The sequence below is a fragment of the Inquilinus ginsengisoli genome (assembly GCF_050434925.1).
GTDB lineage: Bacteria > Pseudomonadota > Alphaproteobacteria > DSM-16000 > Inquilinaceae > Inquilinus > Inquilinus ginsengisoli_B.
Window position 1 is genome coordinate 7659812 of the sequence record NZ_JBNDJK010000001.1, and the last position, 15701, is coordinate 7675512.

A 15701-nucleotide genomic window follows, 5' to 3' on the forward strand; every position below is an offset into this window, starting at 1 on the left:
GACGCCATGTACACGCAGGCCCTCAACACCACCGATCCCGCTGCCAAGCCTGTCGAGGACGTCGCCCTCGCCGCCCGCTTCCAGGAGCGGATCGACGCCGAGGACCGGATCGAGCCGAACGACTGGATGCCGGAGGCTTATCGCAAGACCCTGACGCGCCAGATTTCCCAGCACGCCCATTCCGAGATCGTCGGCATGCTGCCGGAGGGCAACTGGATCACCCGGGCGCCGACGCTGCGGCGTAAGGCGGCGCTGCTGGCCAAGGTGCAGGACGAATGCGGCCACGGCCTCTACCTCTACGCCGCGGCCGAGACGCTGGGCACGGCGCGGGAGGAGCTGGTGGACCAGCTGCTGTCCGGCCGCGCGAAATACTCCTCGATCTTCAACTACCCGACCCTGACCTGGGCCGATATCGGCGCCATCGGCTGGCTGGTCGACGGCGCCGCGATCATGAACCAGATCCCGCTGTGCCGCTGCTCCTACGGCCCCTATGCCCGCGCCATGATCCGGGTGTGCAAGGAGGAGTCCTTCCACCAGCGCCAGGGCTACGAGATCATGGTCACGCTGGCCCGCGGCACGCCGGAGCAGAAGGCGATGGCGCAGGACGCGCTGGACCGCTGGTGGTGGCCCTGCCTGATGATGTTCGGCCCACCGGATTCGGCCAGCCAGCACAGCGACACCTCGACCAAATGGAAGATCAAGCGCTTCTCGAATGACGAGCTGCGCCAGAAGTTCATCGACGCCACCGTGCCGCAGGCGCAGTTCATCGGCCTGTTCCCGCCCGATCCGGAGCTGAAACTCAACGCCGAGACCGGGCATTGGGAGCACGGCGCCATCGATTGGAACGAGTTCAAGCAGGTGCTGGCCGGCAACGGCCCGTGCAACCGCGACCGGATGGCGGCGCGCCGCAAGGCCCATGACGACGGCGCCTGGGTGCGCGAAGCCGCGCTGGCCTATGCCGAGAAGCGCCGCATCCGCGCCGCCGCCTGACGGGAGAAGACGCCATGACCACGCAGAATTTTCCGCTCTGGGAAGTCTTCATCCGCAGCCGCAACGGGCTGGCGCACAAGCATGTCGGGTCGCTGCACGCGGCCGACCCGACCATGGCGCTGCAGGCGGCGCGCGACCTCTACACCCGCCGCGGCGAGGGGCTGTCGATCTGGGTGGTGCCGTCCAACGCCATCACCGCCTCCGACCCCGCCGACAAGGGCCTGATGTTCGAGCCGGCGGCCAGCAAGATCTACCGCCACCCGACCTTCTACGACGTGCCCGACGAGATCGGGCATATGTGATGGCCGCTGGCTCGATCACCGTCGCCGAAACGCCGCTGGTCCGCTACGCCCTGGCGCGGGCCGACGACGCCCTGATCCTGGGTCACCGCCTGTCGGAATGGTGCGGCCACGCGCCGATGATGGAAGAGGACATGGCCCTGGCCAATATCGGGCTCGACCTGATCGGCCAGGCCCGCGCCCTCTACACCTATGCCGCCGAAGTCGAGGCCGCCGGCAATGACGAGGACCGCTACGCCTATCTGCGCGACGTGCGGCAGTACCGCAACCTGCTGCTGGTCGAGCAGCCGAATGGCGACTTCGCCCGCACCATCGTCCGGCAGTTCTTCTACTCCGCCTTCGCCGACCCCTATTGGCGGGCGATGACGGGCTCGGCCGACCCGACCCTGGCGGCGATCGCCGCAAAGTCGGAGAAGGAGAGCGCCTATCATCTGCGCCACAGCGCGGAATGGGTGATCCGCCTCGGCGACGGCACCCCAGAGAGCCACGCCCGGGCTCAAGGTGCGGTGGAGGAGCTTTGGCCCTACACCGGCGAGGCGTTCGTAGCGGACGAGGGCGAAAGCGAGTTGGTCGCGCAGGGCGTCGCGGTCGATCCGGAGAGCCTGCGCGAGACCTGGTCCGCGACCGTGGCCGCGGTGCTGGCCGAGGCGACACTGGCGACCCCTTCCGCCGGCTGGTCCCAGCGCGGCGGCCGCGACGGCCGGCACAGCGAACATCTCGGCCATCTGCTAAGCGAGATGCAGGTCCTGCCACGGACCTATCCGGGGGCGAAGTGGTGACGACGCCATCTATCTCAGTTGCTCCTTCTAAGTCCCCCCTCCCCTTGCGGGAGGGGGATAGGGGGAGGGGCCTGCGCGCGTCCGCGCGCGAAGAGTCCAAGCCGCCATCGGCGTCTGAGCCGACCCATCCCGACGCTCCGGCAGTTCGGGCTGAGACACCCCCCTCCCCCTACCCGCCTCCCGCAGGGGGAGGGGGGACTCAGAAAGAAACGGCGGCGCTTCGCCGGCGCGCCTGGGAGGCCGCGGCCGTGGTAGTCGACCCGGAGCTGCCGGTGCTGACCATCGCCGATCTCGGAATCCTGCGCGACGTGACGGTGCGCGACGGGCAGGTCGAGGTGGCGATCACCCCAACCTATTCCGGCTGCCCGGCGATGAACGTGATCGCGCTGGAGATCGGTTTGGCCCTGGAGCGCGCGGGCATCGGCGGCGCGCAGGTGCGCACCGTGCTGTCGCCGGCCTGGACTACCGCCTGGCTGACGCCGGAAGGGCGGCGCAAGCTGGCCGCCTATGGTGTCGCCCCGCCGCAGGATGGCGGTGGCCGACGCGCCCTGTTCGGGGAGGAATCCGTGCCCTGCCCGCAGTGCGGCTCGGCCCGTACCGAACGCCTGTCGGAGTTCGGCTCGACCTCCTGCAAGGCGCTGTGGCGCTGCACCGATTGCCGCGAGCCCTTCGACTATTTCAAGTGCCACTGACGGCCGGGAGCCATCGATGTCCGCCGCCGCGCCGCGCTTCCACCGCCTGACCATCCGCGACCTGCGGCGCGAGACGGCCGATGCGGTCTCGATCGCCTTCGACGTGCCGGGCGAATTCGACGCCGACTACCGCTTCGCGCCCGGCCAGTACCTGACCCTGCGCGCCACCATCGACGGCGAGGATCTGCGCCGCTCCTATTCGATCTGCTCCGGCCCCGACGACGGCGAGCTGCGGATCGCGGTGAAGCGGGTCGAGGGCGGCGTCTTCTCCGACTGGGTCAACCGCACCCTGACGGCCGGCGACGCGATCGAGGTGATGACCCCGACCGGCCGCTTCGGCGTGCCCTGCATCCTCGATCGGCCGCGGATCCATGTCGGCTTCGCCGCCGGCTCCGGCATCACCCCCGTGCTGTCGATCCTGCGCGGCGTGCTGGCGCGCGAGCCGGACAGCCGCTTCTTCCTGTTCTACGGCAACCGCTCCACCGCCGAGATCCTGTTCCGCGAGGCGCTGGAGGAGTTGAAGGACCGCTTCCTCGGCCGGCTCTCGGTGTTCCACGTGCTGTCGCAGGAGGAGCAGGACCTGCCGATCCTCTCCGGCCGGCTGGACGGCGACAAGGTGCGTCGCCTGCTGCGGCTGGTGGTGCCGGCCGAGGCGGTCGACGAGGTCTATCTCTGCGGCCCCGAAGCAATGAGCCGAGAAATCGCGGCGGTGCTGGCGGAGCTGGGCGTCGCCCCGGAGAAGGTGCATGTCGAACTGTTCGTCTCCGCCCTCGGCGGCCGGCCGCGGCCGAAGCCGGTCGCCCCTGCGCCCGACGCGCCAAGCCGCACCGCCGTGCTGACCGTCGACGGCAAGCGCCGCGAGGTGCCGGTGGCCGACGGCGAGAGCATCCTGGACGCGGCCCTGCGCGCCGGCATGGACCTGCCCTATGCCTGCAAGGGCGGCATGTGCTCGACCTGCCGGGCCAAGCTGGTCGAGGGCGAGGCGGCGATGGACCTGAACTACTCGCTGGAGCCCTGGGAGCTCGAGGCCGGCTTCATCCTGACCTGCCAGTCCCATCCCAAGACCGACCGGGTGGTGGTCGACTACGACCAGATGTGACCGTGAACCTCGGCATGGTCATCCGGCCGTATCGAGCCTATATTTGAGGGTATGACGAAGCCCGTGCAGATCGATCCGCCCGAGGATCCTGAGATCGCCGCCAAGCGCAAGGCGATCCAGGAAGGGATTGCATCTGCCGACGCGGGCAAGGTTGTCCCGTATGAGGACGTGCGGCGCTGGCTGCTGTCCTGGGGCACCAAGGACGAGCTGCCACCGCCTGAATGCCCGTAGTCCTCACTGCGGACGCATTGGCGGATCTGGCGAACATCCGAAGCTATATCGGCGAGCACAACCCGTTCGCGGCCACCCGGGTCGCGGTCCAGCTCATCGCGACATGTGATCGGCTTGAGTACCTCCCTGAACGAGGCCGGCCTGGGATCGTCCCTCAGACTCGGGAACTCACAGCCTTTTGGCCCTATGTGATTGTCTATCGGATCACGCCGGCCGCAGTTGAAATCCTCCGGATATGGCACGGAGCGCAGGACCGCTGACGCCGATCCGCGGAGCCCGCCCCCTACCCCTTCGGCCGCTTGTCGATCACCCGCCTGGCCTTGCCCGCCGAGCGTTCGATCGTGCCGGGCGGCTGGATCACCACCCGGGCGGAGATCCCGACCGTATCCTTGATCCGCAGCGTCAGCCGCTCGGCCGCAACAACGAGGCCCGCTCCATCCCAGGCCTCCGGCCGGGCCTCGGCCAGCACCGTCATCTCGTCCAGCCGCCCGGGGCGGCTGAGTTCGATGACGAAATGGCCGCCGCACCAGTCGCAGGCCAGCAGCGCCTCCTCGATCTGGGTCGGGAAGACGTTGACGCCGCGCAGGATGATCATGTCGTCGGAGCGGCCGGCGACCTTCTCCATCCGGCGCATGCCGGGCCTGGCCGAGCCGGGCAGCAGGCGGGTCAGGTCGCGGGTGCGGTAGCGGATGACCGGGAACGCCTCCTTGGTCAGGGAGGTGAAGACCAGCTCGCCGATCTCGCCGTCCGGCAGCACCGCGCCGGTGACCGGGTCGATCACCTCAGGGAGGAAATGGTCCTCCCAGACATGCAGCCCGTCCTTGGTCTCGACGCATTCCTGGGCGACGCCGGGGCCGATCACCTCGGACAGGCCGTAGATGTCGGTGGCGTCGAGGGCGAAGTCCTGCTCGATCTCCTGCCGCATCGCGTTGGTCCAGGGCTCCGCCCCGAAGATGCCGAAGCGCAGCGAGCTGTCGCGCGGGTCGAGCCCCTGGGCCCGGAAGCCGTCCAGCAGCGCCAGCATGTAGCTGGGCGTCACCATGATGATGTCGGGCCGGAAATCGGTGATCAGCCGGACCTGGCGCTCGGTCATGCCGCCCGACATCGGCACCACGGTGCAGCCCAGCCGCTCCGCCCCGTAATGGGCGCCGAGGCCGCCGGTGAACAGGCCGTAGCCATAGGCGACATGCACCATCATCCCCGGCCGGCCGCCGGCGGCACGGATCGACCGCGCCATCACCGAGGCCCACATGTCGAGATCGGCCTGGGTGTAGCCGACCACGATCGGCTTGCCGGTGGTGCCGGAGGAGCCGTGGATGCGGGCCAGCCGCTCGCGCGGCACCGCGAACAGGCCGAAGGGGTAGTTGTCGCGGAGATCCTGCTTGGTGGTGAAGGGGAACTTCGCCAGGTCCGGCAGGTCGCGGAAATCGGAAGGGTGCACCCCGGCCGCGTCGAAGGTCCGTCGGGTGTGCGGGACATTGTCATAGGCGTGGCGCAGCGACCAGGACAGCCGGTCGCGCTGCAGCGCCATGATCTCGTCGCGCGAGGCCCGCTCGGCCGCGTCCAGCCCCGCGATCGTCGCCATCGTGCCCTCCCTGTGCTCTTCTTAGCCTTCAGTCGGCCGGTCGATGAACCAGCCGCCGACCGTGCGGGAATGGCCACGGAACTCGGCGATCACCGTCTCGCCGACCGCCACGCTGACGTCGTAGAGGCCCGAGCGGCCGGAGCGCGACACCTCCCGCGCCGTCGCAACCAGCCGGTCGCCGAGCGCGCCGGGGCGCAGGAAGGTGATGCTGCAATGCGCCGCCACCGTGCGCTCGCCGGCGGAGTTGCAGGCGAAGGCGAAGGCCGAATCCGCCAGGGTGAAGATGAAGCCGCCATGGGCGGTGCCGTGGCCGTTGGTCATGTCCGGGCGGATGGTCATGGCCAGCCGCGCCCGGCCAGGGCCGACCTCCAGGATCTCCATGCCCAGCGCCCGGCTGGCGCCGTCGTCGCGCCACATCGTCTCGGCCGCGGCCTGGGCGACCGCCTCGGCCTCCGCTCCCGTCGTCGCCTTCATTCCGCCTGCCCCGTGAACCTGGCCGGCCGCTTCTCGATGAAGGCGCGAACGCCCTCGGCATAGTCCGGCATGCGCCCGGCTCGGCGCTGCAGGTCGCGCTCGAGGTCAAGCTGGGCGTTGAGGCTGTTGCCGGCGGAGGCATCGAGCGCCTGCTTGATCAGCGCCAGCCCCTGGGTCGGCTGGATGGCGAGATGGGCCGTCAGCGCCTCGGCCTCAGCCCTCAGCGCGTCGTCGTCCACCGCCTTCCAGATCAGGCCCCATTCCTCCGCCTTCTCCGCCGGCAGCGGCTCGGCCAGCAGCGCCAGGCCGCGGGCGCGGGCGGCGCCGACCAGCCGCGGCAGCGCATAGGTGCCGCCGGAATCGGGCACCAGGCCGATCCTGGCGAAGGACTGGATGAATTTGGCGGAACGCGTGGCCAGCACGATGTCGCAGGCCAAAGCGATGTTGGCGCCAGCGCCGGCGGCGACGCCGTTGACGGCGCACACCACCGGCTTCGGCAGGGCCCGCAGGCGGCGGATCAGCGGGTTGTACAGCCCGTCCAGCGTGGCGCCGAGATCGGGCGCTTCGCCGCTGGTGGCGCGGTCGTTGAGGTCCTGCCCGGCGCAGAAGCCGCGCCCAGCCCCGGTCAGCAGCACCGCCCGGCAACCGGCATCGTCCTCGATCCCGGCCAGCGCCTCGGCCAGAGCGCGATGCATCTCCTCAGTGAAGGCGTTCAGCCGGTCGGGGCGATTGAGCGTCAGGACGCTCCAGCCGTCGCGGCGGTCGACCAGGACCGTTGGCTCCACGGGCATCCTCCTCGAGCGGGCCGGTTGCGCCGGGCCTATTGAATTGAACGATCGATCGGTTAATTCTTAGGCCCGCAACCCGGCCTGTCAATCGCCAACCGACCGGGTGATCGGGAGGACGCCATGATCGCCATCCTGCAGAACTACGCCGAGGACCGGTGGACCGCCCCGACCGAAGGGCTGGCCGACATCGCCAGTGCCATCGACGGGCGGGTGGTGGCCCGGTTGTCGAGCCGCGGCCTGGACTTCGCGGCGATGGTCCGCCATGCCCGCGAGGTCGGCAGCCCGGCGCTGCGGCGGCTGACCTTCCATCAGCGCGCCGACCTGCTGAAGGCGCTGGCACTGTACCTCTCCGAGCGCAAGGAGCCTCTCTATGCGCTGGCCGCCGACACCGGGGCGACGCGGCGCGACAACCTGATCGACATCGATGGCGGTCTGGGCACGATCTTCGCCTATGCCTCGCGCGGACGCCGCGAGCTGCCGAGCGAACGCTTCCTGCTGGAGGACGGGGTCGAGCGGCTGTCCAAAGGCGGCAGCTTCATCGGCGTCCATGTGCTGACCCCGCTGACCGGCGTGGCGGTCCACATCAACGCCTTCAACTTCCCGTGCTGGGGTCTGCTGGAGAAGCTGGCGCCGGCGATCCTGGCGGGCGTGCCGGTGATCACCAAGCCGGCCTCAGCCACCGCCTATGTCGCCGAGGCGCTGGTCAAGCTGATCGTCGAGTCCGGCATCCTGCCGGCGGGCGCCCTGCAATTCGTGGCCGGCAGCGCCGGCGACCTGCTGGACCACCTGACCGGCCAGGACCTGGTGGCCTTCACCGGGTCGCTCGAGACCTCGGAGACGCTGCGCAACCACCCGGCGATCTCGCGCAACGCCGTGCGCTTCGTCGCCGAGCGGGATTCACTGAATGCCGCGGTGCTGGGCCCGGACGCGATTCCGAGCACGCCGGAGTTCGACCTGTTCGTCAAGGAGGTGATGCGCGAGATGACGGCGAAGGCCGGGCAGAAATGCACCGCCATCCGCCGCATTCTGGTGCCGCGCGCGCTGGAGCGCGACGTCATCGCCGCCCTGGCGCAGAAGCTGTCCGGCCTCGCCATCGGCGACCCGCGGCACGAGGGCACGCGGATGGGCCCGCTGGTCAGCATCGCCCAGCGCGACGACGTCCGCGCCCGCATCGCCGAGCTGGCGGCGGAGGCCGAGGTGGTGGTCGGCGACCCGAAGGCCGACGGCCTGGGCGGCGCCTTCATGAGCCCGGTGCTGCTGCGCTGCACCGATCCGGCCCGGGCGCGCAAGGTACACAGCGTCGAGGCCTTCGGGCCGGTGGCGACGGTGATCGCCTATGATAGCCTGGACCAAGCGGTCGAGCTGGTGCGCCGCGGCGAGGGCAGCCTGGTGGCCTCGGTCTTCACCCATGACGACGCCGTGGCCGAGGCGCTGGTGTTCGGCCTGGCGCCGTTCCACGGCCGCATCCTGGTGGTCGACCGCGACTGCGCCGGGGAGTCGACCGGCCATGGCTCGCCTTTGCCCGGGCTGGTGCATGGCGGCCCCGGCCGCGCTGGCGGCGGCGAGGAACTGGGCGGCATCCGCGGCGTGCACCATTACCTGCAGCGCACCGCCGTGCAGGGATCGCCCGCCCGCCTGTCGGCCCTGACCCGGACCTGGCTGCAGGGCGCCCCGGCGCCGGTCCCGGCCACCCATCCGTTCCGCCGCAACTATGAGGAGCTGGCGGTCGGCGAGACGGTGGAGACCGCCGCCCGCACCATCACCATCGAGGACATCGAGCATTTCGCCGCGTTCACCGGCGACGCCTTCTACGCCCATATGGACGAGGAGGCGGCCAAGGCGAACCCGTTCTTCCCCGGCCGGGTGGCGCATGGCTATCTGATCCTGTCCTTCGCTGCCGGCCTGTTCGTCGATCCGGCGCCCGGGCCGCTGTTGGCGAATTACGGCCTCGACAACCTGCGCTTCCTGAAGCCGGTGTCGCCCGGGGACTCGATCCGCGTGCGGCTGACGGTCAAGCGCAAGACCGCCGCCCGCATGCCGGAATACGGCGAGGTCCGTTGGGACGTCGAGGTGTTCAACCAGGCCGACGAGACCGTCGCCCGCTATGATCTGCTGACGATGAGTGCGCGGCCGGCGGCGGCTTAATGGAGGAAAGAGTCTCCAAGGGTTGAGAACTATCTGCAGAATCCATATTTTGCAGATAGTTCAAATATGGTGGTTGCTGCATGCGTGTCACGACCGCAGACTTCATCAAGCGCTGGGGCGCCCTCGCGGATCGCGCCCTCTCTGAACCCGTCACCATCACCAAGAATGGGCGAGACCGGCTCGTCATGCTCTCGGCCGAGGAATATGAGCGCCTCAAGAGCCGGGATCGTCGCGTGGTTCGGGTCGAAGATGTGACGGACGAGGATGCCGAGCTGATCGCGGGCGCCGAAGTCCCGGCAGAGCATGCCCATCTCGACTCCTTGCTGGATGACAAGCCCTCGTGACCTGGCCGACGCCGGCGCCCGGCCTCGTCATCCGTTATGCCTATCTCTGGGAGGAAGCTGCCCGCGCCGGCCGGGAGGAGGGAGAGAAGGATCGGCCCTGCGCGGTGCTCCTTCGGCGCCGGCCCGGCCGGAAGACGGCATCGAAATCCCGCTGGCCGTCAAAGAGCATCTCAGGCTCGACGGTGAGCGTTCATGGGTCATTCTGACCGAAGCCAATGTGTTCTATTGGCCTGGACCCGATCTGCGGTTCCCACGAGACAAAGGGCCGGCCGGCGCCACTTATGGATTTCTGCCGCCCAGGCTGTTTCGCGCGATACGGGACCGCTTTCTCGAACTGCGGAAGCAACGGCGGGCGCAACTCGTCCCCCGGACCGAGTGAACTGCCGGGCCTTGTCGCCCGTCGCTGCGACAAGAAACGCCTGGAATGGCTCTAAAGTAGTATTCCCCTGACGCGTGGAAGGCGCATCATGCCGGTGATGCGTCCGTCCGGGAACCAAAGGCTCGGCCGGGGCGTCACCCTGAGAGAGCTGACCCTTGATCGGAGGAGCCTCATGAAGCGCTGGAAGACACCGAAGATCCGCGAAATCTCCGTGGGCTGCGAAATCAACGCCTACGCCTGCGCGACCGTGTAACGGACACCCTCCGCCACGCGGCGGATCCGGCGAGGCTGCGGAAAGCGGGGCTGAGACCATGCGCATCGTCGTCCTCGGTTCCGCCGCCGGCGGAGGTTTTCCGCAATGGAACTGCAACGCGCCCACCAGCAGGGGGGTGCGGACCGGCAGTCTGCGCGCCAAGGTGCGCACCCAGGCTTCCCTCGCCGTCAGTGCGGACGGCGAGCGCTGGCTGTTGCTGAACGCCTCTCCCGACTTCCGGCAGCAGGTGGCGGCCACGCCGGCACTGTGGCCGCAGGACGGGTTGCGGCATTCCCCGATCGCGGCGGTGATCCTGACCAGCGGCGAGATCGACCATGTCGCCGGGCTGCTGTCGATGCGCGAATCCCAGCCCTTCGCCCTGTGGGCGGCGCCGCCGGTGCTGGCCGCGCTGGCCGCCAACCCGATCTTCGACGCGCTGAGCCCGCGTTCCGTCGAGCGCCATGCGGTGGCGCAGACCGGCCCCTTCCCCATCGCCGGCCCCGGCGGCGGGCTGGGCCTGACCGTCACCGCCTTCCCGGTGCCGGGCAAGGTGCCACTGTATCTGGAGGGCCAGGCCGGCGACGACCTGTCCGGCGCGCCGGACGAGACGCTGGGGCTGGAGATCGCCGCCAACGGCATGCGGTTCCACTACATCCCCGGCTGCGCCGCGATGACGCCCCAGCTGCGGGCCCGGCTGCAGGGATCGCCGCTGGTGTTCTTCGACGGCACGCTGTGGCGCGACGACGAGCTGATCACCACCGGCGTCGGCACCAAGACCGGCCGGCGGATGGGCCATATGAGCATCGACGGGCCGGACGGCACCATCGCCGCCTTCACCGACATTGACGCAAAGCGCCGGGTCCTGATCCATGTCAACACCACCAACCCGGTCCTGATCGAGGATTCGCCCGAACGCGCTATCCTGGCCCGATCCGGCTGGGAGGTGGCGGAGGACGGCATGGAGATCGCGCTGTGAGGACGACGAGCCGATGGCTGACCTGATGACCCCCGACCAGCTCGAAGCGGCGCTGCGCGCGATCGGGCGCGAGCGGTACCATGACCGCCACCCCTTCCACGCCCTGCTGCATGGCGGCAAGCTGGATCGCGGCCAGGTGCAGGCCTGGGCGCTGAACCGCTACTACTACCAGAGCCGCATCCCGCTGAAGGATTCGGCCCTGATGTCGCGCGCCGAGGATCCCGAGCTGCGCCGCGCCTGGCGCCAGCGGGTGGTCGACCATGACGGCGACCAGGAAGGCGAAGGCGGCATCGCCCGCTGGCTGCATTTGACCGACGCGCTGGGCCTGGACCGGGCCGCGGTGATCGACGGCCGCGGCATCCTGCCGGCCACCCGCTTCGCGGTCGATGCCTATGTCCGCTTCGTGCGCGACCGCACCCTGCTGGAGGCCGTCGCGTCGTCGCTGACCGAGCTGTTCGCGCCGGGCATCATCGGCAACCGCGTCGCCGGCATGCTGGCGAATTACGACTTCGTGTCGCGCGAAGCCCTGGCCTATTTCGACAAGCGCCTGTCGCAGGCGCCGCGCGACGCCGATTTCGCCCTCGACTACGTCAAGCGCGAGGCTCGGCGTCCGGACCAGCAGCAGGACGTGATGAACGCGCTGATCTTCAAATGCGACGTGCTGTGGGCCCAGCTGGACGCGCTGCACCACGCCTATGTCGAGCCCGGCAACATCCCGCCCGGCGCCTTCGTGCCCGAAGGGCGGCGGTGAGCACAGCGCCCGAAGCCGCACTTTCCCGCCCGCGGCTCGCGCCCGGGTCGCGGATGCGCTGGGACGAGGCGCGGCAGAGCTGGGTGGTGCTGGCGCCGGAGCGGGTGATCCTGCTGGACGAGACCGCGCATGAGATCGTCCGGCGCTGCGACGGCACCGCCACCGTCGCCGAGATCGTCGCCGACCTGGCCCGGAGCTTCGAGGCCGATCCGGGCGAGGTCGAGAGCGACGTGGTGGAGCTGATCGACGACCTGACGGCCAAGCGGATCCTGGCGCCATGAACCACATCGCCCCCCGCCCCGAGCCCCCGCTCGCCGCCCTGCTGGAGCTGACCCATCGCTGTCCGCTGCAGTGCCCCTACTGCTCCAACCCGCTGGAGATGGACCGGGCGCGGGACGAGCTGTCGACCGAGGAGTGGCTGCGGGTGCTCCGCGAGGCGGCGGAGCTGGGCATCCTGCAGGTGCATTTCTCCGGCGGCGAACCGACGGTCCGACGCGACCTGGAGGTGCTGATCCGCGGCGCGCGTGACGCGGGGCTGTACAGCAACCTGATCACCTCCGGCGTCGCCATAGACCGCGACCGCTTCCACGGCCTGGTCGAGGCCGGGCTGGACCACGCCCAGCTGAGCATCCAGGACACCGATGTGCAGTCGGCCGAGCGCATCGGCCATTATCCCGGGGCGCAGCCGAAGAAGCTGGCCTTCGCCGCTTGGGTGCGGGAGGAAGGCCTGCCGCTGACCCTGAACGCCGTGGTCCACCGGCAGAATCTCGACCGCCTGGGCGAGATGATCGAGCTGGCGGTCGAGCTCGGCGCCGCCCGGATCGAGGTCGCGCATGTCCAGTATTACGGCTGGGCCCTGCACAACCGCGACGCGCTGATGCCGAGCCGCGAGCAGCTGGACGCCGCCAGCGCCGTGGTCGAGGCGGCGCGGCAGCGGCTGCACGGCGCGTTGGTGATCGACTATGTCGTGCCGGATTACTATGCCCGCCGGCCGAAGGCCTGCATGGGCGGCTGGGGCCGCCGCTTCCTGAACATCACCCCCGCCGGCCGCGTGCTGCCCTGCCATGCCGCTGAGACCATCCCCGGCCTCGGCTTCGAATCGGTGCGCGACAAGCCGCTGGCCCGGATCTGGGCGGCATCGGACGCGTTCCAGCGCTTCCGCGGCACCGCCTGGATGCCGGAGCCGTGCCGCAGCTGCGACCAGCGTGAGGTCGACTGGGGCGGCTGCCGCTGCCAGGCCCTGGCACTGACCGGCCAGGCCGACGCCACCGACCCGGCCTGCGTGCTGTCGCCGTTCCACGACACCATGCTGGGCCTGGCGCAGACCGCGGCGCACAGCGAGGCACCGCCGGATTTCGTCTATCGCCGGATGCGGGGGCCCGCGGAGCCGGTCCGGCAGGGGTAATTGCGGGTCCACCCTGCTGCGCCCCCTTCTATTCAGACGATGAGGTTTTTACTCTCCCCCTCCCCTTGCGGGAGGGGGCCAGGGGAGGGGTTGGTCCTGCCAGGGCTGGAATCAAACATCGCCAGAGCCGGCAATCGGCCTGGATGATTGCCGCCGGCTCTCTTTGATCGACAGCCCCCTCCCCCCCTACCCCTCCCGCGAAGGTGTATGGACCGGGGAGATGGTGAACAGGTGTTCGGGGACATGGTGAACACTTACGGCATGAGGCGAAGGAGGCCGTATGCCGTTTCGGGAGTGTTCGCGCATGTCGCAACGGGAAGAGTTCTGCCGGCTGGCGCTGATGCCGGATGCGAACATATCGGAGCTGTGCCGTCGGTTCGGTGTCGGTCGGACAGCAGGGTACAAATGGCTGGAGCGCTATCGGGAGGAAGGAGCCGAGGGCTTGGCGGAGCGGTCGCGTCGGCCGCGAGGCAGTCCGGGGAAGACACCGGCGGAGCTGGAGGCGCGGGTGCTGGCGGAGCGTGCGGCGCATCCGGCCTGGGGCGGCCGGAAGATCCGCCGAGTGCTGGAGCGGGAGGGACTTGTGCCGCCGGCGGTCTCGACGATCACCGAGATTCTGCGGCGGCACGGGAAGCTGGACGGTCCGCGGGCGGGGGAGCGGCGCGACTGGGTGCGGTTCGAGCATGCGGCGCCGAACGACCTGTGGCAGATGGACTTCAAGGGCCACTTCGCGCTGGAGGCGGGGCGCTGCCATCCGCTGACGGTGCTGGACGACCACTCCCGCTATTCGCTGGAGATCGGCGCCTGCGGCAACGAGACGAGCGAGACCGTGCAGGAGCGACTGGTCCGGGTGTTCCGACGCTACGGCCTGCCCTGGCGGATGCTGATGGACAATGGCCCGCCCTGGGGCACGGGCGGGTCGGCGCAGTACACGGTGCTGACCGTCTGGCTGCTCGACCTGGGCGTCGCGGTGAGCCACGGCCGGCCCTACCATCCCCAAACCCAAGGCAAGGACGAGCGCTTCCACCGCACGCTCAAGTCCGAGGTGCTCGACGGCTACCGGTTCCGGGACCTCACCCAGGCCCAGGCCGCCTTCGACGCCTGGCGCGAGGTCTACAACACCCACCGGCCGCACCAGGCGATCGAGCTCGAGACGCCCTCCAAGCGCTACCAAGTGAGCCCGCGCACAATGCCCGAGGCCATCACCCCGCCCGACTACGAGCCCGAAGCCCAGATCCGCAAGGTGCAGGACACCGGCTGGATCAGCTTCAAAGGGCAGAAGATCAACTGCTCGAAGGCCTTCGCCGGCCGCCACGTCGCACTGCGCGCCACCGACACCGACGGCCTCTTCGATCTGTGCTATCGCAGCCATGTTCTGGCGCAGGTCGACCTGCGCCAGAACATGGCCCAACCTGTTCACCATGTCCCCGAACAGGTGTCCACCTTGTCCCCGGTCTAAACAGGGGGAAGGGGAGGATGAGAGGCAGAGACCCGCACTCTGAAACGATCTCCAGCGCTGTCGATTCCGCCGGCCCCCGCGCGACCATGGTTGCGAGGCGATCGACCCGCGACCCGCTCAGGAGGCAGCGCCGTGAAGCTCTATTATTCCCCGAACCTCAATCCGCGCGTCGCCGTGGCGGTGGCGAAGCATCTCGGCTCGCCGGTCGAGTTCGTGCGCGCCAGCCCGATGAACCCGCGCTATCGCGAGCAGTTCCGGCCACTCAACCCGAACACCCGGGTGCCGATCCTGACCGAGGAGGGCCGCGCGCCGCTGTGGGAGACGGATGCGATCGCCTATCGCCTGTCGACCCTGGCGGGCGGCGAGTTCTGGCCGACCGACGAGCGCATGGTCGAGATGCTGCGTTGGGTCAGCTGGGGCACCCACCACTTCACCCGGGCCGGGGACGTGTTCTATTTCGAGAACCTGATCCGGCCGCAATTCATGTCCCGGCCGGCAAACCAGACCGCCCTGGACAACGCGGCCGAGGATCTGGCCGCCTGCGGCCCGGTGCTGAACGACATCCTGGCCGATCGCACCTGGCTGGTCGGCGACCGCCCGACCTATGCCGATTTCCGGGTGGCGACCGCCCTGCCCTTCGCCGAAGCCGGCGCCATCCCGGTGACGCACTACGCCAACATCATGCGCTGGCACGACCGGCTGAACCGGATCGACGCCTGGCGCGATCCGTTTGCCGGGCTGGCAGTGTAATGGGTCCATCGGCGCATCCGTTACCAGATGCTTTTTGTCCTCCCCCTCCCCTTGCGGGAGGGGGTCAGGGGGAGGGGTTTGGCGCGGCCAGAACCGGCGATCGTTCTCCAGAGTTCAGCCGGCTTCGGGAGTAGGCTAGACCACACGCGCAGCCCCTCCCCCAACCCCCTCCCGCAGGGGGAGGGGGAGTGTGGAAGGCTGCGTTCGCGAATGCTGGCGGTTGGTGAAGCGCGGGTGAGTTCGCCGGCGCTCACCCTGTGTCCGGCGGCTTGCGGCGGCCGGTGCCGGCCGGGCGAGGCGCG

The 15701-nt window shown here is 69.6% G+C and carries 19 protein-coding genes; 16 read left to right on the forward strand and 3 right to left on the reverse strand.

Annotation, left to right across the window (positions count from 1 at the left end; genetic code table 11):
* Positions 1-6: 6 nt before the first annotated feature.
* The 7 genes from paaA to QFZ27_RS35870 all read left to right on the forward strand — a co-directional run bounded on the left by paaA (position 7) and on the right by QFZ27_RS35870 (position 4350).
* Positions 7-990 (forward strand): 1,2-phenylacetyl-CoA epoxidase subunit PaaA, encoded by a 984-nt coding sequence (gene paaA / locus QFZ27_RS35840; protein WP_429231485.1) that lies wholly within the window; start codon positions 7-9, stop codon positions 988-990.
* A gap of 14 nt (positions 991-1004) precedes the next feature.
* A complete protein-coding gene (gene paaB, locus QFZ27_RS35845) occupies positions 1005-1292 on the forward strand; it encodes a 1,2-phenylacetyl-CoA epoxidase subunit PaaB (RefSeq protein ID WP_429231486.1) in 288 nt (95 codons plus the stop codon).
* Complete coding sequence (gene paaC, locus QFZ27_RS35850; protein WP_429231487.1) at positions 1292-2068, forward strand: 1,2-phenylacetyl-CoA epoxidase subunit PaaC; 777 nt, start codon at positions 1292-1294, stop codon at positions 2066-2068. The genes paaB and paaC overlap by 1 nt, the downstream gene beginning before the upstream one ends.
* 248 nt (positions 2069-2316) lie before the next feature.
* Positions 2317-2760 (forward strand): 1,2-phenylacetyl-CoA epoxidase subunit PaaD, encoded by a 444-nt coding sequence (gene paaD / locus QFZ27_RS35855; RefSeq protein WP_429231489.1) that lies wholly within the window; start codon positions 2317-2319, stop codon positions 2758-2760.
* A gap of 16 nt (positions 2761-2776) precedes the next feature.
* Positions 2777-3859, forward strand: coding sequence for a 1,2-phenylacetyl-CoA epoxidase subunit PaaE (gene paaE / locus QFZ27_RS35860; protein ID WP_429231490.1), 1083 nt, complete (start codon positions 2777-2779; stop codon positions 3857-3859).
* Positions 3860-3922: 63 nt separating this feature from the next.
* A complete protein-coding gene (locus tag QFZ27_RS35865; protein ID WP_429231492.1) occupies positions 3923-4090 on the forward strand; it encodes a hypothetical protein in 168 nt (55 codons plus the stop codon).
* The gene (locus QFZ27_RS35870; protein ID WP_429231494.1) at positions 4081-4350 is read left to right on the forward strand and encodes a type II toxin-antitoxin system RelE/ParE family toxin; all 270 of its coding nucleotides are present in this window, start codon (positions 4081-4083) and stop codon (positions 4348-4350) included. The genes QFZ27_RS35865 and QFZ27_RS35870 overlap by 10 nt, the downstream gene beginning before the upstream one ends.
* 23 nt (positions 4351-4373) lie before the next feature.
* On the opposite strand, the gene paaK is transcribed toward QFZ27_RS35870, so the two are convergent.
* Genes paaK through paaG form a run of 3 tightly spaced genes read right to left on the reverse strand, consistent with a single transcriptional unit; the run spans position 4374 to position 6940 of the window.
* The gene (gene paaK, locus QFZ27_RS35875) at positions 4374-5675 is read right to left on the reverse strand and encodes a phenylacetate--CoA ligase PaaK (protein ID WP_429231495.1); all 1302 of its coding nucleotides are present in this window, start codon (positions 5673-5675) and stop codon (positions 4374-4376) included.
* Positions 5676-5696: 21 nt separating this feature from the next.
* Positions 5697-6149 carry a hydroxyphenylacetyl-CoA thioesterase PaaI gene (gene paaI, locus QFZ27_RS35880; protein ID WP_429231497.1) on the reverse strand — a complete coding sequence of 151 codons (453 nt, stop codon included), beginning with the start codon at positions 6147-6149 and terminating at the stop codon, positions 5697-5699.
* Positions 6146-6940 (reverse strand): 2-(1,2-epoxy-1,2-dihydrophenyl)acetyl-CoA isomerase PaaG, encoded by a 795-nt coding sequence (paaG, locus tag QFZ27_RS35885; RefSeq protein ID WP_429231499.1) that lies wholly within the window; start codon positions 6938-6940, stop codon positions 6146-6148. The genes paaI and paaG overlap by 4 nt, the downstream gene beginning before the upstream one ends.
* Positions 6941-7057: 117 nt before the next feature.
* Between paaG and paaZ the strand changes: the two genes are divergently transcribed.
* The 9 genes from paaZ to QFZ27_RS35930 all read left to right on the forward strand — a co-directional run bounded on the left by paaZ (position 7058) and on the right by QFZ27_RS35930 (position 15399).
* Positions 7058-9082 (forward strand): phenylacetic acid degradation bifunctional protein PaaZ, encoded by a 2025-nt coding sequence (gene paaZ / locus QFZ27_RS35890; protein WP_429231501.1) that lies wholly within the window; start codon positions 7058-7060, stop codon positions 9080-9082.
* Positions 9083-9162: 80 nt separating this feature from the next.
* Entirely contained in the window at positions 9163-9426 is a 264-nt protein-coding gene (locus tag QFZ27_RS35895) for a type II toxin-antitoxin system prevent-host-death family antitoxin (protein ID WP_429231503.1), read from the forward strand.
* Between the two features lie 551 nt (positions 9427-9977).
* The gene (gene pqqA, locus QFZ27_RS35900) at positions 9978-10058 is read left to right on the forward strand and encodes a pyrroloquinoline quinone precursor peptide PqqA (protein WP_034852526.1); all 81 of its coding nucleotides are present in this window, start codon (positions 9978-9980) and stop codon (positions 10056-10058) included.
* Between the two features lie 58 nt (positions 10059-10116).
* Positions 10117-11034: a pyrroloquinoline quinone biosynthesis protein PqqB gene (gene pqqB / locus QFZ27_RS35905; RefSeq protein ID WP_429231505.1), complete on the forward strand. Its 918-nt coding sequence runs from the start codon at positions 10117-10119 to the stop codon at positions 11032-11034.
* 13 nt (positions 11035-11047) lie between these two features.
* The gene (gene pqqC, locus QFZ27_RS35910; protein WP_429231507.1) at positions 11048-11785 is read left to right on the forward strand and encodes a pyrroloquinoline-quinone synthase PqqC; all 738 of its coding nucleotides are present in this window, start codon (positions 11048-11050) and stop codon (positions 11783-11785) included.
* The gene (gene pqqD / locus QFZ27_RS35915; RefSeq protein ID WP_429231509.1) at positions 11782-12066 is read left to right on the forward strand and encodes a pyrroloquinoline quinone biosynthesis peptide chaperone PqqD; all 285 of its coding nucleotides are present in this window, start codon (positions 11782-11784) and stop codon (positions 12064-12066) included. Before pqqC ends, pqqD begins: the two co-directional genes overlap by 4 nt.
* Positions 12063-13190 carry a pyrroloquinoline quinone biosynthesis protein PqqE gene (gene pqqE / locus QFZ27_RS35920; protein ID WP_429231511.1) on the forward strand — a complete coding sequence of 376 codons (1128 nt, stop codon included), beginning with the start codon at positions 12063-12065 and terminating at the stop codon, positions 13188-13190. The genes pqqD and pqqE overlap by 4 nt, the downstream gene beginning before the upstream one ends.
* 280 nt (positions 13191-13470) lie before the next feature.
* Complete coding sequence (locus QFZ27_RS35925) at positions 13471-14649, forward strand: IS481 family transposase (protein ID WP_429231513.1); 1179 nt, start codon at positions 13471-13473, stop codon at positions 14647-14649.
* Positions 14650-14781: 132 nt separating this feature from the next.
* Complete coding sequence (locus QFZ27_RS35930) at positions 14782-15399, forward strand: glutathione S-transferase family protein (protein WP_429231515.1); 618 nt, start codon at positions 14782-14784, stop codon at positions 15397-15399.
* The last annotated feature ends 302 nt before the right edge of the window (positions 15400-15701 follow it).